Here is a 21,774-nt window from a genome sequence, read left to right on the forward strand (position 1 = left end):
GACGCCAATGAGACTCCGATCCCTGGAGCGCGTTCCGTTGTACAGTTCAATATCCTTCCGCCGAGGAGCACCTCCGCCCCGCCTGCTGCCCGCCCAGGCGGCATGGCATACAACACCGATGCCCCAATCGTAAGAATGGCCAGTGTAGCCGGTCCTCCCATCGATGGTGACCCTCAGAACGAGGACGGTTTGCCCAGTTCAGGAGGCGCTTTGCCACTGCTTTCGGTGATTGGTTTTGGCGTGCTGCTCGGCGGAGTAGCCTCTGCTATGAGAACGCGCTGACCCCGTCTGCCGCACTTCTCTTGGAATTATGCGGAACCCCTCACCGTAAAGCCCCTCTGTGTTTCTAGCAGAGGAACTTTCTTGTTGCGCATAACGCAAGATCTCGTTGGCAAGGACCGCTTGGACGCAGACGACTGAATAGCAGGCTAGTGCGTCGCGAGGTTCACGCCGTGCAGCGTTCACTCCGATCAACACGGACGTCTGCTCTCGTTATATGGGCGCGAGACTCTGCTTTGGCGCATCCTATGAAGGCCTAACAATTTTCGGTATGTCTCGGATCAATGATTTATAAAGCGGAGAGCCTCGTTGAAGATGCGGAACGCTGACTACAACAAAATCAATTACAACAAAATCAAACGGTATCTGCCGACGGCTTTCATCGTTCTTGGCCTCGTGTTGCTCGGATACGTAGCCACGCAATACGGCCAAATGTACTTTGAGCAGCGCAGCCTGCATCGTCAATGGCAGGCACAGCAAGAGCGCTCGTCGCAGGATCCCGCAACTGAGGCCGCTGCTGACGACGGTCTCACACGTCTCTCAATTCCGAAAATTAATCTCCTGGCAGTGATCGTCGAAGGCACCTCGCGCAAGAAGCTTCTACTTGGTCCCGGACACATTGAGAACACTGCTGCCCCCGGTGAGCTTGGCAATTCCGTCATCACTGCGCATCGTGACACTTTCTTCCGTCATATCTACGAATTGACAAAGGGTGACGACCTCCTGGTGCAGCGCAACGGCAAGAGCTACAAGTACGAGGTCACCGGAAAGAAGATCGTTTCGCCAAGCGATGTCTCCGTGATTCAGCCAACGACCGAAGGCCGACTGACGCTCATCACCTGTTATCCGACGTACTACATAGGCCCCGCGCCCGAGCGTCTCGTGATCTTCTCCAAGCTTGTCGAAGGCGATGGCGAAGCACAGAATAAGCTCACAACCACGCACCTCGACGCCACTGCTCTCCCAAAAGACAATTCGAAATCAGCCACCGGAAGTCGCTAGAGTGGCGGCAACGATGCTGAATGCTTGAAGATTCGCTAAGGGGGTGGCCCCGGCTGCTGAAAACCTTCGACACACACTTGCCTTTACAATCTGGTCATGAAGAACTGGGACGTGATCGTAATCGGCGCGGGGATCATTGGAGTGTCGCTCGCCCTGGAGTTACACCGGGATGGCGCAAACGTTCTGGTGCTCGATAGTCACGAACCCGCGCATGAAGCTTCCTACGCCGCTGCGGGCATGATTGCCCATTGCGATCCGCACACGCCTCCCGAGTTGCAGCCGTTCGCCATTGCAAGTGCCCGCATGTATCCCGAGTACATTCATGAGATCGAAACCGAGTCGCAGTCCCGTGTCGATTTCCGCCGCGAAGGCACGATTGCGTTCTTTCCGGAAAACGAGCAGCCGCAATTCCCTCTTGAGATAGCCGAGAGTGTCACGCCGCTTTCTCCGGAAGAGCTCGCCAAACTCGATCCGCAACTCTCAGCGCGGCCGAACGCCTGGTACTTGCCCGAAAACGCCGTCGATCCGCGCGGACTGATGGTGGCGCTGATGAAAGCCGCACGGCATAGCGGCATAGACGTGATCGTCGGTTCGCCCGTTGTCGAGGTCGAACTCGAAGCCGGGCGCGTCACAGGCGCGCGCACCGATAAGACAAAGTATCCCGCCGCCACGGTCGTTAACTGCGCCGGCGCATGGGCAAGCCAAATAGCGCCGCTGATTTTGAATACGCGCCCAGTGAAGGGGCAAATGCTTTGCGTTGTCTTCCAGCGCGGCATTCCCGGCGCGCCGCTCACCACTTACGGCCCTTCACCCGCGGCACACGGGCCACTGTTGAGGCATGTAGTACGCGCCGGCGGACTCTGCTACATCGTGCCGCGCAGCGACGGACGCCTGGTCATTGGCAGTACGATGGAAGAAGTCGGATTCGACAAGCGCGTGGATACCGAAGTCATTCAGCGCCTGCACCAATCCGCTGCGCTGCTCGCACCCGAGATCGGCGAGGGACGCATCCTGGAGGCCTGGACGGGGCTGCGGCCCGGCACACCCGATTGCCTGCCGCTCATGGGAGCGACTTCCATCACCGGCTACTACGCGTGTACTGGGCACTTTCGCGATGGCATCATGCTCGCACCCGGAGCCGCACAGGTTATGGCACAAGTGATTGCGGGGAAAACTGCCGAATTAGATATCGCCGCCTTCGCGCCGGAACGTTTTTAGTCCGGTTCGACGTACGTGCAGTCGGACATGGAACAGCACCTGTGAGAATGCGCGACCTACTGCGACAGGCCATGTACATCGAATCAAAAGCTCGCCGGCATCTCTGACGCTGCACGAACGTATGTCGGTGGTTTATACTTGCCAGCTTGCCCGCACTCAAATGTCGGTCTGCGTAAATCGAAAGTGAGGATTTTCCCCATGTCTTCCGCCGCTGTCGCATTCGCAAAAGAGAACCAACAGAGATTCATAGACGAACTGAAAGCCCTCCTTCGCATCCCCAGCATCAGCACACTTGAGGAGCACAAGGGAGACATCCAGAAAGCTGCGGAGTTCGTTGCCAATGAATTGAAGCGCATCGGATTCGAGAACGTACAGATCATCCCGACCGCCGGCCATCCCCTCATCTACGGCGATTGGCTCCATGCAAGCGCCAAGCCAACCGCTCTCTGCTACGCACACTATGACGTTCAACCGGCCGAGCCTCTCGATGAGTGGAAGACGCCTCCCTTCGAGCCCACCGAGCGCGACAACAACATCTACGCTCGCGGCGCAGTGGACGACAAAGGTCAGCTCTGGATGGAAGTGAAGGCCTTCGAGTCAATGTTCAAGGCCAACAATGGCAAGCTGCCCATCAACGTGAAAGTCATCTTCGAGGGTGAAGAGGAAGTCGGAGGCGAGGCCATCGCGAAGTATATCCGCGAGCACGGCGATCGACTGAAAGCCGACTTCGCTGTCGTTTGCGATACCGAACTGTTCGCGCCCGATCTTCCGACGCTGTGCGTCGGCCTGCGCGGTCTGGTTTACACCGAGCTTGAAGTGCAGGGCGCCACGACCGATCTCCACTCGGGCATGTACGGTGGTGCCGCTCCGAATCCGCTCTTCGCTCTTTGCCAGATCATCAGCAAGCTGAAGGACGATAACGGCAAGGTTCTCATCCCTGGGTTCTATGACGACGTAAAAGAACCAACGGCCGACGAGATGAAGGCCTGGAAGGCTCTGCCCTTCGACGAAGAGCACTACCGCAAAACAGAAGTCGGCTCCAGCGTTCTCACGGGCGAGCCCGGCTACTCTGTGCTCTATCGCACGTGGGCGCGCCCAACGCTGGAAGTACACGGCATGCCCGGCGGCTTCGTCGGACAGGGCGCAAAAACCGTGATTCCAGCGCGCGCTTCCGCGAAGGTTTCAATGCGCCTGGTGCCGGACCAGAAGCCTGACGATATCTTCGAGAAGTACAGCAAGTTCGTGAACTCCCTGATCCCGAAGGGCGTCTCCCTAAAAATCAAGGTTCACAGCAAGGGCCCCGCCAGCGTCGTCGATACCAACAACAAATTCGTAAAGACGGCCAATGAAGCTCTTCACGAAGTCTTCCAGAAGGAGACCGTGTACATCCGGTCGGGCGGTTCTATTCCGATCGTCTCTGATTTCCAGAACGAGCTGAAGATCCCGACCGTGATGATGGGTATGGGTCTTCCGGACGACAACCTTCACGCACCAAACGAGAAGTTCCACATTCCGAACTTCCACCGTGGAGTCGAAGCGCTCATTCGCTGGTTCACGATTCTCGGGAAGTAAAAACGCTTTCAGCAAGGCCGTCGCAACTTGCGACGGCCTTTTGCTTTGAGCAATTTGCAATTGTTCAATTTATTTTTGCTCTTTCCAGCTACTTGCGTCCATCCAATACGGACGATCATGATTCTAAAGGCACAACGCCTATTAGCGTCTGCGCGGAAGATCTGAGGAGGGGCCGTGAGTTTTCACTCAAGCGATGTCATGAAAGGTTGGGGGAAGATTCTGCGTGGCAAAGTCCCTCTTCTGTCGATCGAGATCACCCGCGAGTGCCCGCTGCGCTGTCCCGGTTGTTATGCCTACAACGACAATCACCTGGACGGTGTGCTGCTGCGCCAGTTGAGCGACAAACGCGGTGACGATCTTGTGAACGGCGTCCTCGACGTCATTCGCCGGCACGACCCGCTGCACGTTTCACTTGTTGGAGGCGAGCCTCTTGTCCGTCATCGCGAACTCAGCCGCATTCTGCCTGAAATTGCCCGCATGGGCGTGCATGGCATGGTCGTCACCAGCGCCGTTATTCCTATTCCGAAGGAATGGATGTCAATCGACAAGCTGGTAGTCGCGATTTCCGTGGACGGACTGCCAGAGCATCATGACGTCCGTCGCAAGCCCGCCACCTACGACCGCATCCTCCAGAACATCGAGGGGCGGAAAGTGAATGTCCACTGGACCATCACGCGGCCCATGATGGAGCGACCTGGGTACATCGAAGAATACGTTCGGTTCTGGAATGGACGCCCGGAGGTCAACTGCATCTGGGCCAGCATCTACACGCCACAAGTCGGAGAAGACACCCCTGAGATGCTCTTGCCGGAAGATCGTGAGCGCCTCTATCGTGAGCTTCCCGAACTGGCGAAACGCTACCCCAAACTGCTGGGGCATCAAGGACTTTCTGAAGCTTTCGCCACACCCCCCGCCACGCCGCGAGATTGCACTTTCGCGCGTATGTCCGTCAACTATTCGGCCGACCTCGCAACGCGCGTTCAGCCGTGCATCTTTGGCGGCAATCCAGACTGTTCGCAGTGTGGCTGCGCGATCAGTGGCGGTCTGCACTGGCTCGCTGCTTACCGCCTCGGTCCCGCGAAATTAATCAGCGTCGGCGATCTCGTGCGCGCCTCCATGGCGGTGGGTGCAGCCGTCAATCGAGTCGTCCACAAGTCGCCGAAAATCGAACGCTGGACACCCCCAAAGCTTTCGCACGAAGAACGCACGTAGGAGCCAGGGCGGCATCGTTGAGCGCCGTCTTCGCAAGTGCTACGCGTTGCCCCAGTATCCGCCGATTGCGCTTGCTTTTGCCTGTGGAAAAGCTGTAGATTTCATCTGGCTTTGGTGGTTCCCTTCCTTGTCGTGACGCTCTCTGTGTTTATCTTGCACGGCTCACGCCTTGTTCTGTGCCCCTCAGCAGATCTGGCCTCGCCCGCAGCGCACCTTCTTCCGTTCCAGCTTGCTGCCGACCGGGAGATGCACCATAAAATGTGCGGCTTAGCTGGCGTTTACGCGGTTGCCGCTAGTCTGGTGCAATTAGAAGTGGCTTTAGCAAGCTGGACACCATATGTCGTGTTTTCTTGCTTGACCCCGGGTAACTTGCTCGGTACATTTACTTCACTTGCAGCGGACTCCAGCCGAGCCGCTCGCCATTGTGACGGCCACCCCACGCCAGCCGCGTGGGCAACCGAATCTCGGATGATCGGAACGCTTTTAGTTTCGAAAACGAGGTAAGTGACCGGCAGTTCCTGTTCCTGCTGTATCGGCCAGCTGTTATGCCGGTCGGTGAAGCGGCAGGTTAAGAACGGGGTTTCATTGAGGCCGTGAGGCTTTGTGGACCTTTCACATTGCTGGCTGCGTTCTGTGATCGCGCCCGATTTTTGAGCGCAATTCAGGACAGCAGCACATGCGAGCACGCAAGGAGTGGAAGTTGCTCAAACTCAAAAAGCTGCAGATTCTCGGATTCAAGTCTTTCTGCGACCGCACCGAACTCAAGTTCCATGGCGAAGGCATTGCTGCCGTCGTCGGTCCTAACGGCTGCGGTAAATCGAACATTTCTGACGCCATCACCTGGGTTCTCGGCGAGCAATCGGCCAAGACCCTGCGTGGCGCTCGGATGGAAGACGTCATCTTCGCCGGAACTCGTGACCGCAAGCCCACCGGCATGGCAGAAGTCACGCTTACCCTCATTAATCCGCAGGAGTACGAGGGCGGCGACGTTGCTGAAACCGAGATCGAGATCCAAAACGAAATGCCTGCGCCGGATGATTGGGACGAAACATCCGTTCGCGCTGCAGCCGCCGAAGATCTTGAGCAATACACCGAAGAAGTCCGTCCCGGACAGATCGAAGAAGTTGAAGCACATACCGGTTCCGATCCGCAGGCCGCGCCGCTAGACCCGCCGCCCGCGGACGCAACTGCTTCCGCCGCCGCCCCTGAGAACGCAACGGACGCCACCCTCGGCGCACCTCAAGTAGTACTTAAGATTCGCCGTCGTAAGTTCAAGAATCGCTTGTTCCGCAAAGGCGAAATCGTTGTAACCCGTCGCCTTTTCCGAACTGGCGAGAGCGAGTATCTGCTCAACGGGAAACTCTGTCGTTTGCGGGACATTCAGGACATCTTCATGGGTACCGGTCTTGGCCCTGAGTCCTACGCCATCATCGAGCAGGGCCGCATCGGTCAAATCCTGAGCAGCAAGCCTACCGATCGCCGCAACATCATCGAAGAAGCCGCCGGCATCACCAAGTTCAAAACGCGGAAGCGCCTCGCCGAAGCCCGCCTCGAAGACGCCAAGCAGAACCTTGCCCGCGTTAACGACATCTTCGACGAAGTCACGCGCCAGATGAACTCTCTTAAGCGTCAGGCCGCCAAGGCCGAGCGCTACGCCAAGCTCCGTGACGAGATGCGCGCCAAGCTTCGCGTCGTTCTCGCAAGCCGCTTCGCTGAGATGTCCGCGCAAGGCACCGAACTCGACGTGCAGATCAACGAGCTTGCGGAAGAACTCCGCACGCGAGGCGAAGCCGTCCAGCAGATGGATGCCGAGCACACAGATCGCACGCAACGCGGTTACACCATCCAGAGCGAAGCCAAGCAGACGCGCGACCGCCTGAACCACGTCAACCTGGAGATGGATCGTGCCACTGCCCGTCTCCGCAACAACGAAGAGCGCTGCGCCGAACTCGTAGCGCGCTCCGCTGGCGCAGAAGCCGAGATTGCGCAGACGGCAGAGCAGTTGACCCACCTTCAGGGAGAACTCGAGACCAACCAGCAGGTACTGGAATCGGCTGCCGCAGACGTTGCCGCAGCGCAAGCCGAACTCCGCGCCCGCCAGGAAGAAGCTCGCAACGCCGCCAACGCGCTCTCGGAAGTCGAACGCAACCAGGAACACCAGCGCCGCGCCATCATGGAAGCCGCGTCTGCCGCTTCCGGCGTCCGGAATCGAATCATCCAGGCCGAGGAACGCATCGCCGCTCTCGACCGCGAATCGCAGCGGCTCCAGAACGAGATCGCCGCCGCCAACCTGCAAGTTGAGACTTTCGGCGGGCAACGCGGACAGATCACGTTCGATTTCGAATCTGCATCGCAGCGCGTCACGGCCATTGCCGCTCAGATCGCCGAAGCCCGCAGCAGCATCGACGACAAGCGCCGCGCCGAGACCGAAGGCAAGCGCCACCTCGATACCATGCGCTCCGAGTTCGCCACGCTTCAGGGCAAGCGCGCATCGCTGGAAGCCGTTATCAACGAGCACGGATACTCTACGGAATCCGTACGCCGCCTCTTCCAGTCCGGACAATTGCAAGGGGGCCTCGCGCCCGCAGGCGTTCTGGCTGACTTCCTGGAAGTCGAAGACCAGTACGAGCACGTCGTCGATGACTTCCTGCGCGACGAACTCAACTACATCGTAGTGAAATCATGGGATGCAGCCGGCCAGGGCATGCAACTGCTGCGAACGGACGTCGACGGACGGGCTACGTTTCTCGTGCATCCCGACGACTCGCAGGCCAAGTTCTCCTTCGTCGTGGATGAGAGCACGCGCCACACGCCGCGCATGGACACCACGATTCCGCTAAAGAACTGCATTCGCGTGCTCAACGGCTTCGGCAAGTCGCTCGAGATGATTCTGCCAAAACTCGGCAACGGATTCATTGTGCCCGATTCGGAAACCGGACGCACACTGGCCCTGGAGAATCCTGACGCTTTCTTCCTTGCCCGCAATGGCGAGTGCTTCCACAACGTCACGGTGACGGGCGGCAAGCAGCGCAGCGAAGGCCCGCTCTCCATGAAGCGCGACTTGCGCGAAGTGCAGCGTCAGCTTGGCGACCTGGAAAACGCATTGCGCGATCAGGAAGCACGCGTTGGAACGCTCGGTTTGGAAATTGCCGAACTCGTTAGGCTACTCGACCGGCTGGAAGGCGAGCGCCGCGAGGCCGAGAAGCAGGCCATGACCAGCGGACACACGCTGCGCCAGCTCGATAGCGAGATGGCACGGGTCCGCGAGCGCCTCGGCAACTACGAGCGCGACCTGCAACGCATCACGGGCGAGCGCGGCGAGCGCGAAGCCTCCATTGCGCGCCTGAATGAAGAGCTCGCCACTTGCGAAGAGCGCCGTCTCGGTCTCGAGGCCGAAATGGCTACAGCGCAGGAGAACCTGGCGTACCTCCGCGTCGCGCGTGATATGGCGGCGCAGTCCGCGTCGGAAGTGATGGCACGCGTCGCCGGCCTTGAAGAGCGTCGCCGGGCCGCAGCGTCTTCCCTGTCGCGCATCCAGTCGATGGCGAGCGAGGTCAACAACCGCATCAACACCCTGCGTGGACAGCTCGAATCCGCTGCCGCCGAGAAAGCACAGCGCGAGCAGGAGAACGAGCACATTGCCGTGCAGTTCACGGACTGGACCGCCGAACGCGATCAGGCCCAGGCTCGCGAAGCCGAGCTGGTCGCCGAGTCCGAACAGGTTCGCGCGCGCCTCGCCGAGATCGAAGAAGAGCTGAAGTCAGCACGTCTGTTGCTGGACCAGGCTCGTGACCGTCGCGGCGAACTCTCCGCAGCAGCTGCCAAGTTGCAGTCGGATGTCGAGCACATGGCCGAAACCTGCGTGCAGGAACTCAGCGTCAGCAAGGACGAACTGCTCGCCGACGAGAGCCTCGTGCGCGTTACCGGCGAAGAGCTTACGGCAGAGGATACTGCGTATCGCGAGATGCGAGGCAGGCTCGAGGGCATGGGGCCTGTGAATATGATGGCGCTGGAGGAGTACAAGGAGACCGCCGCACGTCACGAGTTCCTCGAAACGCAGCGCAAGGACCTGCTCGACTCGATCGAGAACACGCACAACACGATCAAGGAAATCGATGTCACCTGCCGTCAGAAGTTCGAAGAGGCGTTCCACGTCATCAATGAAAACTTCCAGGTCACGTTCAAGAAGTTGTTCGGCGGTGGCGTAGGCTTCATGAAACTGACCGACGAGGAGAACTCGGCAGAGAGCGGCATCGACATCGTCGCTTCGCCGCCGGGCAAGAAGCTACAGAACGTGCTCCTGCTCTCCGGCGGAGAGAAGGCGCTAACGGCTGTATCGCTGCTGGTCGGAATATTCCAGTACACGCCGGCGCCGTTCTGTATCCTCGACGAGGTTGATGCCCCGCTCGATGAAACCAACATCGGCCGCTTCACGGAACTGATGCGCGAAATGAGTATTCACACGCAGTTCATCATCATCACTCACAGCAAAAAGACGATGTCCGTGGCACCGGTGATGTATGGCGTGACGATGCAGGAACCGGGCGTCTCAAAGATTGTTTCGGTGCGCTTCGGCGACAAGGACAAAGTACAACAAGCTGCGTCCGCATAAAGGATCCGCTGGACGGTATCCTTTTGCAATGGGCTGCTACGGCAGCCCTTTCTTTATGTGTGCAACATCTCAAACGCCAGCCCGTTATCTTGCTTGATTCCGTGTTCTTTCGGGTATTGTCCGGTTTTCGTAGGTGTTTTACTGTCAATCTTAACGATCCCTAGCCGCACTACACTGATCGCAAGCGAATTTTTAAGGGTGAGACATGGCAGCGGAAAGCAGCACTCTGAAGCTGGACGATATGGCACCGGCATTCGAACTTCTTGCGGTGAACATGCCTATACTAATTTCGCTTCCCTATGTCTTGAAGAGGGGTCCGGTAATCGCCGAATTCCTTAGAGGCACCTGGTGACCAAACTGCGTCAAGCGCATGGCTCAGTTTGAGCCTCTCCACGAGCAACTGGATCAGCACAAGGCTACTTTGATCTTCATTGCTGCCGAAAAGCGCGGAGGGCTGTTTAACCCCGAAAAGTTCCTCTCCACGCACCCTATATCTTTTCCCTTTCTGCTCGATGAAGATCGCGCTGTCACGAAGGCGTATGGCGTGTACCAGCGCCTCGGCGTCGATGCCATCAACATCGCGCGTCCAGCGACATTCGTCATAGACCCGCGCGGTCGTATCCGCTACATCCACGTGGGCCAAACACAACACGATCGCGCCCCGCTCGATCAAGTACTTGCTGCCTTGCGCGCAGCCAACCAGACGTCAGTTCCAGAGGAGAACAGATGAAAAGATCCGTCGCGCTGCTAGTGCTCGCGCTCGCGAGCGCACCCTTGGCAGTTACTTCGGCAACCGCACAAACGTCGGTTGCGCAATCTAGAGCTGCGCAATCCAACACCAAGCCCAGCGCCACACGTGAACGCCTACCGGCATCGACGCCGCGGGAGGCTTCCTCGTTGCTGTCTTCGAACGCGGCGTTCGAAGACGATATCCCCGTCGGCACCGCCATACGCATGAAGCTTGAAACTGCGCTCTCCACGCGCTCGAACCAGGCCGGCGATACGTTCTCCGGACGCGTGACCGAGCCGGTGGTCGTGAATGGCAAGACCGTCATCCCGGTCGGTGCATCGCTCTCCGGCCACGTAACGCGCGTCAATGAACCGCGCCGCATCACCGGTCGTCCAATGATCGATCTCCGGCCCGAATCTGTCGTACTGCCCAACGGCGAAACGCTCAGCATCAACGCCGTAGTAGTGGACACAGATCATCGTCCCCAGACCAGCGTCGATGACGAGGGCCGAATCAAAGGCAAGGGCTACACTGGACGTGATACGAAAGAGATTGCCATTGGAACGGGAGCAGGCGCCACCGTTGGTGCCGTGACGGCCGGAAGCAAAGGCGCGCTAGTGGGTGCCGCCATCGGCGCAACGGCAACCGTGACGCATTGGCTCGTGAAGCGCCACTCGACCGAACTACCCGCCGGCACAGAAATCGTTATCGAACTCAGTCGGCCCATCCGGTTCACATCCGGCGCTGCAACTGCCGGCCAATGACACGATAAAAATTGGCGGCAACATAAAAACGCGCCCGATCCTAGGGCGCGTTCTTCGTACGCAAATAGCCTCAGCTTCTGGTGCCGCGATAGTAAGCAGCGTTATACACATTTTCTTCCAGCGTATACTCCTTCGCCACTTGCAACTCAATGGATCCTTCCAGCGGCAAAGCGTCTATTGGCAGTCGGTCGCGCCATATGCTGAATCTCAGCCGCACAGTGTCACCCTCCACGGCGCCAATAGCCGCCAGTGGCACACGGAATTCGAAGATGCGTTCCAGCCCAACCTCGATCTCCGCGACGGTCTCATCGCTCGAAGTTAGCGGCTCCGTCGAGCCTTCCGCCTGAAGCCCCCATCTGCTGATGCGGCGTCCTGCAACCTGGCTTGAGAAGCGCAAGGCACGGCTATGCTTATCGGACACAACTTCCATGTGCACGAGAAGGTCGAAATCTTCAGCCCGGACTTCACCAGCGAAATCGATCCGGCCATACAGGTGCTTCTCGTCGATGCCGGTGTAGACGGCGTCCAGCAGGAATTCCTTCCCGTGCATCGCGCTCGAGTGGCGGTCTGCCGTATACATCGCCGCGCCAATCCAGTCGAAGTAAGACGACACGCGCCCGTCGATCTTCGGATGGATATAGGCCGTCTGCGGAATTGCCGACGCCCTCGTAATGCCTGTTGCGATTGGCCGGGCAAGGTACTCCGGCGGAAGTCCGCCCAGCGCCTGATATACGTTCGAGAGGTGCTTGCGGTAGAGTTCGTCGAAGTCGCGATCGTTCGCCGAGTGATGCTCCGGCCCGTACCACCAGTTCCAATCGCTGCCCTCTGCGATCAGCAGTTCTTCGAATGCCAATGCACGCTGCTCGACCGTCGCCTTCTTCGAATTCAGGTCATAAAAGTCGCGCGCTTCGGACAGATAGTCCCAGGCTTTGTTGTCCTCCTGCGCGCCAATCCAGACGTTGAAGTTCGCGTTGATCCACGACCCTGGCACGAGCGAATTGAGTCTTCCGAACTGCGCCGGCTTGTGCCGCTCAATCGCTTCCGAGATTGTTACCGCTTCGACGCCGGGCTCCTTCTGCAGCGAGTCGTAGAAGCGCCGCAGAAATTCCCTGCCAGACATGTCATACGTTTCCCAGGCATTCTCGCCATCGAGAATGATCGAGACAACGGCATCGCGACCACTCCTCAGCATCGGCGCGGCTGACTCCTTCAAGTTTGCGAGCAGATGCGCGGCCGCATCGTTCGCCTTCATCCCCGCATAAACGAACCCTATCAGGTCACTCAGGCGATGGTCGCGGAAGACCAGGTTCATTTCCGTTCCGGCCTTTTCGTAACGGTAGATGTTATAGAGGCGCTCGGCAGAGTCCGCTCTCAGCGTGCCGGCAGAGTTGCGCTCAAAGCCATATCCCTTGGTGCGTCCGAGCACGCCTTCATCGGTTGCCATCCACTCGATGCCTTCTTTCGCGGCAAGTGCCAATACCTGCTCAGAGACGCTACCCTCCGAAGGCCACATTCCCCGTGGGCGCATCCCGAATACTTCTTCATGCAGCACGAGTGCACGTCGAATCTGCTCTTGCGCATCTTCTGGATGCCTGAATCGTGCGTCCGGCGTTGCCAGTCCCGGCGACGAGATCGCGCCCTCACTCGTGTCGCAAACCAGCGGCAGTATCGGGTGATAGTAGGGAGTTGCGGAGATCTCAATCCCGCCCCGCTTCGCCGCTTGAGCATAAGCGGGCAATACCGCAGACATGATCTCTTTCTGCTTCGCCAGCATCAGCGACTGATCGTTCTGCGAAAAGTTCCTGCCCTTGCGCACAAGTTCCTGCACATCCGGCTGTTCGAGAAAGAATTCGTCGAACCAGGCGAGCTGCGACAATACCTGCAAATCGACGTAATCTCGCGTGGAGAAATACAGCTCGGCCTTGACGGGATCTTCGCCCGTGCCATGGTAGCGCTCCCAGAGTTCCCGGTAACGCGGGTAGCGCCCGATCATCTGAACAACGTTGGCCTGAAACAGGTACCGCAATGCGAATAGACGATCTGGCAGCGCCATCTCACCCGCCGGTTTGCCGGCGAGTTGCAGAAACGGATCTCGCGCAGTCCCGGCCACGTAATCCTGTATCTGCGCAACCAGCGAAGGAACCATGTTGAAGTTCTGGTGGACCTGCGGAAACTCGTCCAACAGTTTCACCATGCCGTAGTAGTCCTTCAGCGCATGCATACGAACCCATGGGAGGCGGTATTCGCCCGTAACCAGGTCCTTGTAGTAGGGCTGGTGCATATGCCAGAGAAGAACAACGCGGAGGGTACCCGTGCTAGCCATCGATGCAGTAAACGTCCTATGAAATGCAGTTACAGGATACAGGAATTAAGACGCCGGTGCGGCCATGCTAGACTGAGCCTTTCGGGGTTGTTGACCGAAACGAAGGCCACGGTACGAGCCGACGCACGTGCGCATCCTGACACGCTACATCCTGAGAGAAGTCCTCTCGCACGCGATCATCGGCGCTTCGTTGTTCACGTTTATTATCTTCATGCGTGACCTCGGGCGCATCCTTGAGATCGTGGTGCGTGCCAGCGCCCCGCTGCCCAGCGTGGCCGAGATTTTCTTCCTCACCTTGCCGACTGCCCTTACCGTCACCATCCCGATGGGCGTACTGGTCGGCATACTCATCGGCCTCAGCCGGCTCGCCGCCGATAGCGAAGTCACGGCTATGCGCGCCAGCGGACTTGGCGCCGGGACGTTCGTCAAGATCATTTCGATCTTCGCCGTGGCTGTATGGCTGCTTGCTATGGCTAATAGCGTCTGGTTCGCGCCGCGTTCCGCAGCCGCGCTCGCGCGCTTGCAGGATAAGCTCAAAACCTCCCAGGCTAGCTTTGAAGTGCAACCACGCGTCTTTTACGAGGATTTCAAAAACCTCGTTCTTTACGTTCAGGACGCGCACTCCGCCGGAGGAGCCTCACTTTGGGATGGCGTCTTCATCGCCGATGTCGCCAACCCTGCCGCACCACGCGTGACGGTAGCGCAGTCAGGCGTGATCATCAACGAAGGTGACAACGGTATTCGCCTGCATCTTACCAACGGTTCGCAGCAGGAAGTGCAGCCGCGTAATCCCGAGCAGTATTCCATCTCGACCTTCGCCGAGACCGATATCCCGATCCAGTTGCCTTCCGCGAACAATGGCAACAACACGCGCGACCTGGTTCCCGTTGCCGAGTTGAGCACGCCCGAACTCTGGTACCGTTCTAACCACCCGGAGAGCGGCCCCGTAAACAAAACCGGCAAAGTAGAGGACGCCAATGTGCGCGCGCGCTGGTACCGGGTCGAGTTCCACAGGCGATTGGCTTTGCCTACGGCGTGCCTCGTGCTGGCGCTCGTCGGCATTCCGCTCGGCCTCTCATCACGCAAAGGTGGGAAGTCCACGGGCTTCGTCCTGACAATTCTGCTCGTTTTCCTCTACTACCTCATCTCGCTTTCCGGCATTTCGTTCGGGCGTTCAGCCAAGATGCCGCCCTCGGCAGGCGTCTGGATGGCCAATGTCGTATTCCTGCTGGCGGGCTTGTACCTGCTCTGGCGTGTTGATCGCAGTTCCATTGAGATCGGCTCATTCCGCGCCGTTATAGCCGGCATCAAGGAACGGCTAAAGCCCGGCACCGTGCTCGATGGTTCGGCTGTTTCGCTCGACGAAACTGGCGCCTTCGAACGCGCCATTAGTCGCAAGCGCCTTTTCAGCGCCAAGTTCCCCATCCTGCTCGACGACCTCATCCTCAAAGACTTTTCCTTGTATCTTGGGATGATCCTCGCAAGTTTCATCACCCTGACGCTCATCTTTACATTCTTCGAGTTGCTCGGCGACATCGTGCGTAACCGCGTCCCGTTCTTCACGCTGGGCGATTACCTGGTTAACGTTACGCCTTCGATGATCTACCTGATGACGCCGATGAGCGTCCTGCTGGCCGTGCTCGTCACCTTTGGCCTCATGCAGAAGTCGAACGAAGTGACCGCCATGAAGGCCACCGGCATCAGCATCTACCGCGTCATCTTCCCGGTGCTGATCATCGCCGGAGTGCTTTCCGTCGGACTTTTCTTCTTCGACCAGCTTTATATCCCGCACGCCAACAAACGGCAGGAAACGCTTCGGAACCAGATCAAGGGAAAGCCGCCGCAAACTTACCTGCGCCCTGACCGCAAGTGGATTTTTGGACAGCAGCACACGATCTACTATTACGAATTCTTCGACCCTGACCAGAACCGCTTTGCCAGTATTTCGGCTTTCGTCTTCGACCCGGAGACATTCCAGTTGACGAAACGCGTGTACGCCTCGGGTGCGCACTGGGAAGAAGGACTGCAGAAATGGGTCTTCGAGCGAGGTTGGACGCGCACCTTCCGTGGCGCAGCCATAGAGGACTACAGGACCTTCGACGTTACGACTCTCGCCGAGGTCACCGAGGCGCCGAACTACTTCAAAAAAGAAGTGAAGCAGTCTTCGGAAATGAATTACCAGGAACTGCGTCGCTACATACAGGACCTGCAGCAAAGCGGATTTGATGTAGTGCGTCTCCGCGTGCAGCTACATAAGAAATTCGCCTTTCCCATCATCACCTTCGTGATGGCGGTTATAGCGATTCCCTTCTCGCTCTCCGCTGGACGCCGTGGCGCGCTAACAGGGATCGCCGTCGCCATCGGCATCGGTATGGTTTACTGGATCACCTCCGGCCTTTTCGAAGCCATGGGCAACGCCAACTATTTACCTGCTGCTCTAGCCGCCTGGGCTCCCGATCTCATCTTCGCCTCGGCAGGCGGATACCTCGTGTTAAAAGTCCCAACGTAAATGTCTCGGCAGGATGTGTCGCCAGCGTCGGCTCACCCTCCTCGTTTTTGCTTCGCTCACACTCTGTCCTGCTGCCTTCCCTGCGACCTCCCTTGCTACAATCACATCTAAATGGTTTCACCACAGGACCGCTCTCAGAAGCATGATCCAGAACCTCAGACCGTTGTTCCCCTACCTGCGCCGATACTGGCGCAAGTACGTCTTCGGAACCATCTCCGTTCTCCTTAACAACGGCATCTGGATACTGTTTCCGCTCGTTATCCGTCGCGCCATCGATGACATCAACACGGGCGTCACGCGCGAAAAGCTGATCACCTACTCGCTTCTCCTGATCGGCGTCGCCGTCGGCAAGGGCATTTTTCAGTTCCTCACCCGGTGGATCCTGATCGGCATCTCACGCGAGATCGAGTTCGACCTGCGCAACGACCTCTTCCGCCACCTCGAGTCACTCTCGTATTCGTATTACCAGCGCAACCGCACGGGGGACATCATGGCCCGTGCCACGAACGATCTCAACGCCGTTCGGATGCTGCTCGGCCCGGCCATCATGTACACGGCGAACACCCTGGTGTTCACTACCGGCGCGGTCATCTTCATGCTCAAGATCAGCCCCATGCTGACGCTATGGGCATTTCTGCCGCTGCCGCTTGCCAGCATCATCGTCCAATATCTGGGTCAGCGGATTCACGAGAGATTTGAGCGCATTCAAGCGATGTTTTCTGACATCTCCTCCCGCGCGCAAGAGAACTTCTCCGGGGCACGCGTCATTCGCGCCTACGCGCAGGAGGATGCCGAGATTGCCAGCTTCGAGACCGAGAACCGGGAATACATCGCCCGCTCGCTCAAACTTGTACGCCTGATGGGCATGCTCTGGCCGACATTGGAACTCATGCTCGGCTTCGCCATCGTGATCGTGCTCTGGCTCGGCGGTCGCCAGGTCATCCTGGGCCGCATCAGTCCCGGCGACTTCATCGCCTATCTGTTCTACATGGTGCAACTCACGTGGCCGGTTATCGCCCTCGGATGGGTCATCAATATCTTCCAGCGCGGAACCGCCAGCATGGGACGCATCAACGAAATCCTCTCCGCCCGCTCTGAAATTCAGGACGATCCGTCGCTCGTTACCGTGGACGCCAGTACGCCGTTCCGCGGAAACATTGAATTCCGCAACCTGACGTTCAGCTACGAACGCGACGCTCGGCCTATAGCTCGCGTTGACGGTAATGGAATTGAAGACAATGGCGAGAGTGAGCTCCCGAGTGGCCCAACGACGCAAAGTGCGCCCGTACTCAAGGACATCACTCTCACCATTCCCGCCGGCACCAGCCTTGCAATTGTCGGCCCGACAGGTTCAGGCAAATCAACTCTCGTATCGCTCATACCGCGCATCTACGATGCCGCACCAGGAATGGTCCTGATCGACGGCCGTCCGATTCGCGAATACACGCTGGCATTCTTGCGCAGGAATATCGGGTTCGTCCCGCAGGAAACATTCCTCTTCTCCGATACCATCCGCGAGAACATCGCCTTTGGAGTCGAGGAGGCTACGGATGAGGACGTCCGCCGCGCCGCCGGCGTGGCCCGCATCACCACCGACATCGAGTCCTTCCCCGAGCAATACCAGACCACCGTAGGCGAGCGCGGCATCACGTTGTCCGGCGGACAAAAGCAGCGCACGGCTATTGCGCGTGCCGTCATACGCGATCCCCGTGTCCTCGTGCTTGACGACGCACTCGCCAGCGTAGATACGCAGACGGAAGACCATATCCTCAATCACCTGCGCGAAGTAATGAGGGGCCGCACGACGATCTTCATCTCGCACCGCGTCTCTACCGTGCGCAATGCCGACCGCATCGCCGTCCTGCACAGTGGGCGCATCGTCGAGTACGGCACGCACGAAGAACTGCTGTCGATCAACGGCTACTACACCGAACTCTACAACAAGCAGCAACTCGAAGAAGAACTCGAAACCGTGTAGCGCGTCCCGCATTCTTGCGCGTAACGTGGCGATTGTTTGTACCTCCTTGTCTCCGCGATGAATCCAAGTGGAGTGATGCGCCGCACGGTCATCCCGGAACTGCTCGACACTGACGCTGGATCTGCTCACGAGATCGAATGCTCGCTTGCGGACCTCCGCCGCATCAATCGGTGGTTCGGAGGCGCGAGCACTACCATCGACCTCGTCCGCCGCATCGCCCGCACGCGCAACTGCGCAGAACTCTCCCTCCTCGAAGTAGCCGCCGGATGCGGCGACGTCCCTGAAACTGCGCGCCGCGCACTTGCTCGCGAACGCATTGACCTCGCCATTACGCTTCTCGATCGCAGTTCGAAGCACATGAATGGCGCTCATTCCAAAGTCATCGCCAATGCGCTCGCACTGCCCTTCCGGGACTCAGCCTTTGACCTCGTAAGCTGCTCCCTGTTTGCGCATCATCTTGAGCCCGACCAGCTTCGTCACTTCGCTGCAGAATGCTTACGCGTCGCCCGCGTTGCCGTTGTAATCAATGATCTGGTGCGCGACCCGCTGCATCTCGCGCTGGTCTACGCCGGAATGCCGCTCTATCGCAGCCGGATCACTCGCCACGACGCCCCGGCCTCTGTGCGTCGTGCGTACACGCCAGACGAGATGCGCAACATGGTGAAAGGCTTGACGACGCGCATTGAGATCACGCGACACTATCTGTTCCGTATGGGGGTGATCCTTTGGAAGTAAGTACCACAGCCTGCGATCTGGCTGTTGTTGGCGGAGGGCCAGCCGGCGCCGCATGCGCCATCACGGCTGCCCGCGCAGGCGCGAGCGTCCTCTTGCTCGAACAGGGCCAGCTTCCGCGTCACCGGGTCTGTGGCGAATTCATCTCGCCGGAATCGCTCAATCTGCTGGCAACACTGCTTGGCCCCGAGTCTCGCTTGTTGTCTGATGCGCCGCGCATCACGTCCGCGCGCATTCTGGTGAATGGGAACATCTTCGCTGCCCCCATCGAACCCGCAGCCGCTTCCATCCCGCGGCACGAACTCGACACTGCACTCTGGCACGCCGCTCAGAGCGCAGGGGTAGACGCCAGACTGCAAACGACTGTGGAGAGCATCGCGCCCGGTAGACTGTTTACGATCAAGACTGCCGCGCGCACTTTCCGTGCGCGCTCGGTCGTTAACGCGACTGGACGCTGGTCGCGCTTCCCGCGCGCCGCTCTTCGGAAGGCCTACGAAAGAGCTGTCGGAAGCAAATGGATCGGCATCAAGGCGCATTTCTCCGAGGTCAATCCGTCTGCTTCTTGCGATCTGTATTTCTTTGACGGCGGCTACTGCGGAGTGCAGCCTGTCGGCGAGTCACGCCTTAACGTCTGTGCAATGGTCCGCGCCGATGTTGGCGCATCCATGCAGGATTTCTTCACCTTGCACCCTGAACTCGCGCGGAGAAGCCAACAGTGGCACGCGCTCATGGCTCCCGTAACCACCTCGCCGCTGCTTTTTGCGCCCGCCGAGCCGGATGAAAACGGCATTCTGTTCGCGGGCGATGCAGCCGGCTTCATCGACCCCTTTGTCGGCGACGGCATCGCACTCGCCCTTGCCGGCGGTGCCCTCGCGGCGGAGTGCCTTACGCCCTTCTGTGCCGCCCAAGTTACGCTCCATGAGGCTGTCGAACACTATCGTCAATCCTACAAGTCTCGCTTTGGTCGCGTCTTTCGCAACGCCTCGCTCCTGCGCCGGTTAATCTCGGCCCCACCCAGGATGCGTACCGCCCTGATATACGGCTTGCGCATACCGGCCGTGGCGCGATGGGCCGTAGCCTCCACGCGCGGCAAAGCCGCATTCAACTCCTAGCGCTGTTGTGGATTTTGATTGTTGAAGCAGCTACCGAACGATCAATACCTCGCGGATGTTGTCCCGTCCGAGGAAGAACTTGATCGACGCGTAATCATGGAAGAGGTTTTCGATGTGGCGGTTGTTGAAGACGCGCTGCAACTGGAAATATGGGCCGCGCTGAAGTTCGAGCGTATCGCGCGTGGCAATGTGGTAACGGTAATAAGGAGCTTCTGGACCGGCATCCCGCGTGTGGAAGAATCCAAGCAGAAGGCCTCCCGGCTTAGTGATGTTATAAATTCGCTCGACAACCGGCTTCACAAGGGATTCATGCAGGTAGTCCGGAATGTCCCACACCAACACGGCGTCGAATGTCTCTTTCTCGTAGGCCAGGTTCTCGTCCAGGAATCGCTTCAGGTCGAGCGCCGTGACTCCCTTTTCTTCTGCCGGAAGCACCAGCGAAGAGTCTTGCGACGCAAGCAGCACATCTTCGTTGTAGGCGCGATGTCCAAGTCCGGTAATGAACTGGATGTTTGCCGGCGAGGTCGGCCCGAGATCCAGCACGCGCAGACCTTCCGGCGATAAGATCGCCTTCGTGAACTCGCTGAATCCCGTCGATTTGCGGCTGATTCGCTGCTGCTGCGAAGCCGGCGATGCCTGCTCTTTTCTTCCAGCATCGCCGCCGAATAGATTCTTAAAAAAACCGGCCACAGTTCCCGTTGCTTGCCGCGCCTCACGCTTGCTACACGGCTGGTATTTTGTTGTCCGTCTCAGGCCAACGCTATTTCCTATCGAGTAGCGATGCCTGAGGAGTGAAGACCGGCGTTGCTGGAGCGCTCGCGGCTGCCGCCAACGCGGGCTCGCGCTTTGCGTCCTGCTTCGCTTCGGCCTTCTGTATGTCGATCGCGCCCTTAAAGAATGCGCCATCTTCGATCACGATGCGCTGCGTGAAGATGTCACCGTTCAACAATGCGCTCTTCTTCAATTCCACGCGATCCGTGCCGCGCACATTTCCATCCACCTTGCCGTGGATCACAACATCTTTCGCGTGGACGTTCGCGCGTACTCGACCGTTCGGTCCGATGATCAGGCTATGGCCGCGCAGTTCAATGCTGCCTTCCACCTCGCCGTCCAGGTAAAGGTCTTCGCTTCCGGACAGCTCACCCTTTACGATGACCGACTTGCCAATGTGCGCCACGTCGGCGCGATAGGTATCCATCTTTGGACTCTCCACGGGACGAACCTCCTTGACCGGTGCAACCGGAGCTGCCGGTACAGGCGCCACGTGCGCCCTGGCAGGCGGAACGAACGGCTTTTCATCCTCTTTGCGCGATTTCCACATCGGGAACTCTCCCGTCCTAATGATCGCTTTTCCGGCGCAGCCACGACTCGGTGCGGAACGCACCCTTACCTGCAACTAGCAGCGATGGAACAGCTTACCTTGACTATACCCAAGTCGAGCAGGAGCGGCAATTGACATTTTTGCATAGCCGGTTCCGACCGTACCGTTCAGGCACTCGCACGGATTCATGGTCGCAACAGGCACCGGGTGTGTATGATTCCGCGTGCGGAGAATGGGGCAGATCACAGGGTGCGAATCTTCAACGAGAAGAACCAACTCGGCTCGCATTCCTATGATGCCGCCGGCAACATGATTGACGGTGGTTTCGAGTACGACCATGAAAGCATGCTGATCGAAATAGGTGGCCAGCTTGCGTACACGTACGACGGCGATGGAAAGCGCATCGCAAA

Annotated in this window: 14 protein-coding genes and 1 pseudogene; 12 read left to right on the forward strand and 3 right to left on the reverse strand. The window is 58.6% G+C overall.

Annotated elements, in window-relative coordinates:
- The 8 genes and pseudogenes from VN622_12315 to VN622_12350 all read left to right on the forward strand — a co-directional run.
- Positions 1-282: hypothetical protein (locus VN622_12315; protein ID HWR36645.1), on the forward strand; the 282-nt coding region annotated here is incomplete at its 5' end.
- 312 nt (positions 283-594) lie between these two features.
- The gene (locus VN622_12320; protein HWR36646.1) at positions 595-1,281 is read left to right on the forward strand and encodes a class D sortase; all 687 of its coding nucleotides are present in this window, start codon (positions 595-597) and stop codon (positions 1,279-1,281) included.
- A 96-nt stretch (positions 1,282-1,377) separates the two neighbouring features.
- Positions 1,378-2,499, forward strand: coding sequence for a glycine oxidase ThiO (gene thiO / locus VN622_12325; GenBank protein ID HWR36647.1), 1,122 nt, complete (start codon positions 1,378-1,380; stop codon positions 2,497-2,499).
- A 198-nt stretch (positions 2,500-2,697) separates the two neighbouring features.
- On the forward strand, positions 2,698-4,071 hold the full coding sequence (locus tag VN622_12330) for a dipeptidase (protein ID HWR36648.1): 1,374 nt from the start codon (positions 2,698-2,700) through the stop codon (positions 4,069-4,071).
- 174 nt (positions 4,072-4,245) lie between these two features.
- Complete coding sequence (locus VN622_12335) at positions 4,246-5,283, forward strand: radical SAM protein (GenBank protein HWR36649.1); 1,038 nt, start codon at positions 4,246-4,248, stop codon at positions 5,281-5,283.
- A gap of 676 nt (positions 5,284-5,959) precedes the next feature.
- Positions 5,960-9,895 (forward strand): chromosome segregation protein SMC, encoded by a 3,936-nt coding sequence (gene smc / locus VN622_12340; GenBank protein HWR36650.1) that lies wholly within the window; start codon positions 5,960-5,962, stop codon positions 9,893-9,895.
- 364 nt (positions 9,896-10,259) lie between these two features.
- Positions 10,260-10,625 (forward strand): annotated as a pseudogene (locus VN622_12345) (redoxin domain-containing protein).
- A complete protein-coding gene (locus VN622_12350) occupies positions 10,622-11,389 on the forward strand; it encodes a glycine zipper family protein (protein ID HWR36651.1) in 768 nt (255 codons plus the stop codon). Before VN622_12345 ends, VN622_12350 begins: the two are co-directional and overlap by 4 nt.
- 70 nt (positions 11,390-11,459) lie before the next feature.
- Here the strand turns inward: VN622_12350 and VN622_12355 are convergent, their stop codons facing one another.
- Positions 11,460-13,712, reverse strand: coding sequence for a glycoside hydrolase family 57 protein (locus VN622_12355; GenBank protein HWR36652.1), 2,253 nt, complete (start codon positions 13,710-13,712; stop codon positions 11,460-11,462).
- Positions 13,713-13,839: 127 nt separating this feature from the next.
- Between VN622_12355 and lptF the strand changes: the two genes are divergently transcribed.
- The 4 genes from lptF (at position 13,840) to VN622_12375 (ending at position 20,043) form a co-directional block, all read left to right on the forward strand.
- Positions 13,840-16,221, forward strand: a complete 2,382-nt coding sequence (gene lptF / locus VN622_12360; GenBank protein HWR36653.1) for an LPS export ABC transporter permease LptF — start codon at positions 13,840-13,842, stop codon at positions 16,219-16,221.
- A 142-nt stretch (positions 16,222-16,363) separates the two neighbouring features.
- Positions 16,364-18,199, forward strand: a complete 1,836-nt coding sequence (locus tag VN622_12365; protein ID HWR36654.1) for an ABC transporter ATP-binding protein — start codon at positions 16,364-16,366, stop codon at positions 18,197-18,199.
- 36 nt (positions 18,200-18,235) lie between these two features.
- Entirely contained in the window at positions 18,236-18,934 is a 699-nt protein-coding gene (locus tag VN622_12370; protein ID HWR36655.1) for a methyltransferase domain-containing protein, read from the forward strand.
- Positions 18,925-20,043 carry an FAD-dependent oxidoreductase gene (locus tag VN622_12375; protein ID HWR36656.1) on the forward strand — a complete coding sequence of 373 codons (1,119 nt, stop codon included), beginning with the start codon at positions 18,925-18,927 and terminating at the stop codon, positions 20,041-20,043. Before VN622_12370 ends, VN622_12375 begins: the two co-directional genes overlap by 10 nt.
- A gap of 30 nt (positions 20,044-20,073) precedes the next feature.
- Here VN622_12375 and VN622_12380 read toward each other — a convergent pair whose 3' ends face one another.
- Together VN622_12380 and VN622_12385 are read right to left on the reverse strand one after the other, a co-directional pair.
- The gene (locus VN622_12380) at positions 20,074-20,733 is read right to left on the reverse strand and encodes a class I SAM-dependent methyltransferase (GenBank protein HWR36657.1); all 660 of its coding nucleotides are present in this window, start codon (positions 20,731-20,733) and stop codon (positions 20,074-20,076) included.
- Between the two features lie 70 nt (positions 20,734-20,803).
- Complete coding sequence (locus VN622_12385; GenBank protein ID HWR36658.1) at positions 20,804-21,364, reverse strand: polymer-forming cytoskeletal protein; 561 nt, start codon at positions 21,362-21,364, stop codon at positions 20,804-20,806.
- Positions 21,365-21,774 lie beyond the last annotated feature (410 nt).

The sequence above is a fragment of the Clostridia bacterium genome, from assembly GCA_035561135.1.
In the GTDB taxonomy this organism is placed as follows: domain Bacteria; phylum Acidobacteriota; class Terriglobia; order Terriglobales; family Acidobacteriaceae; genus DATMYA01.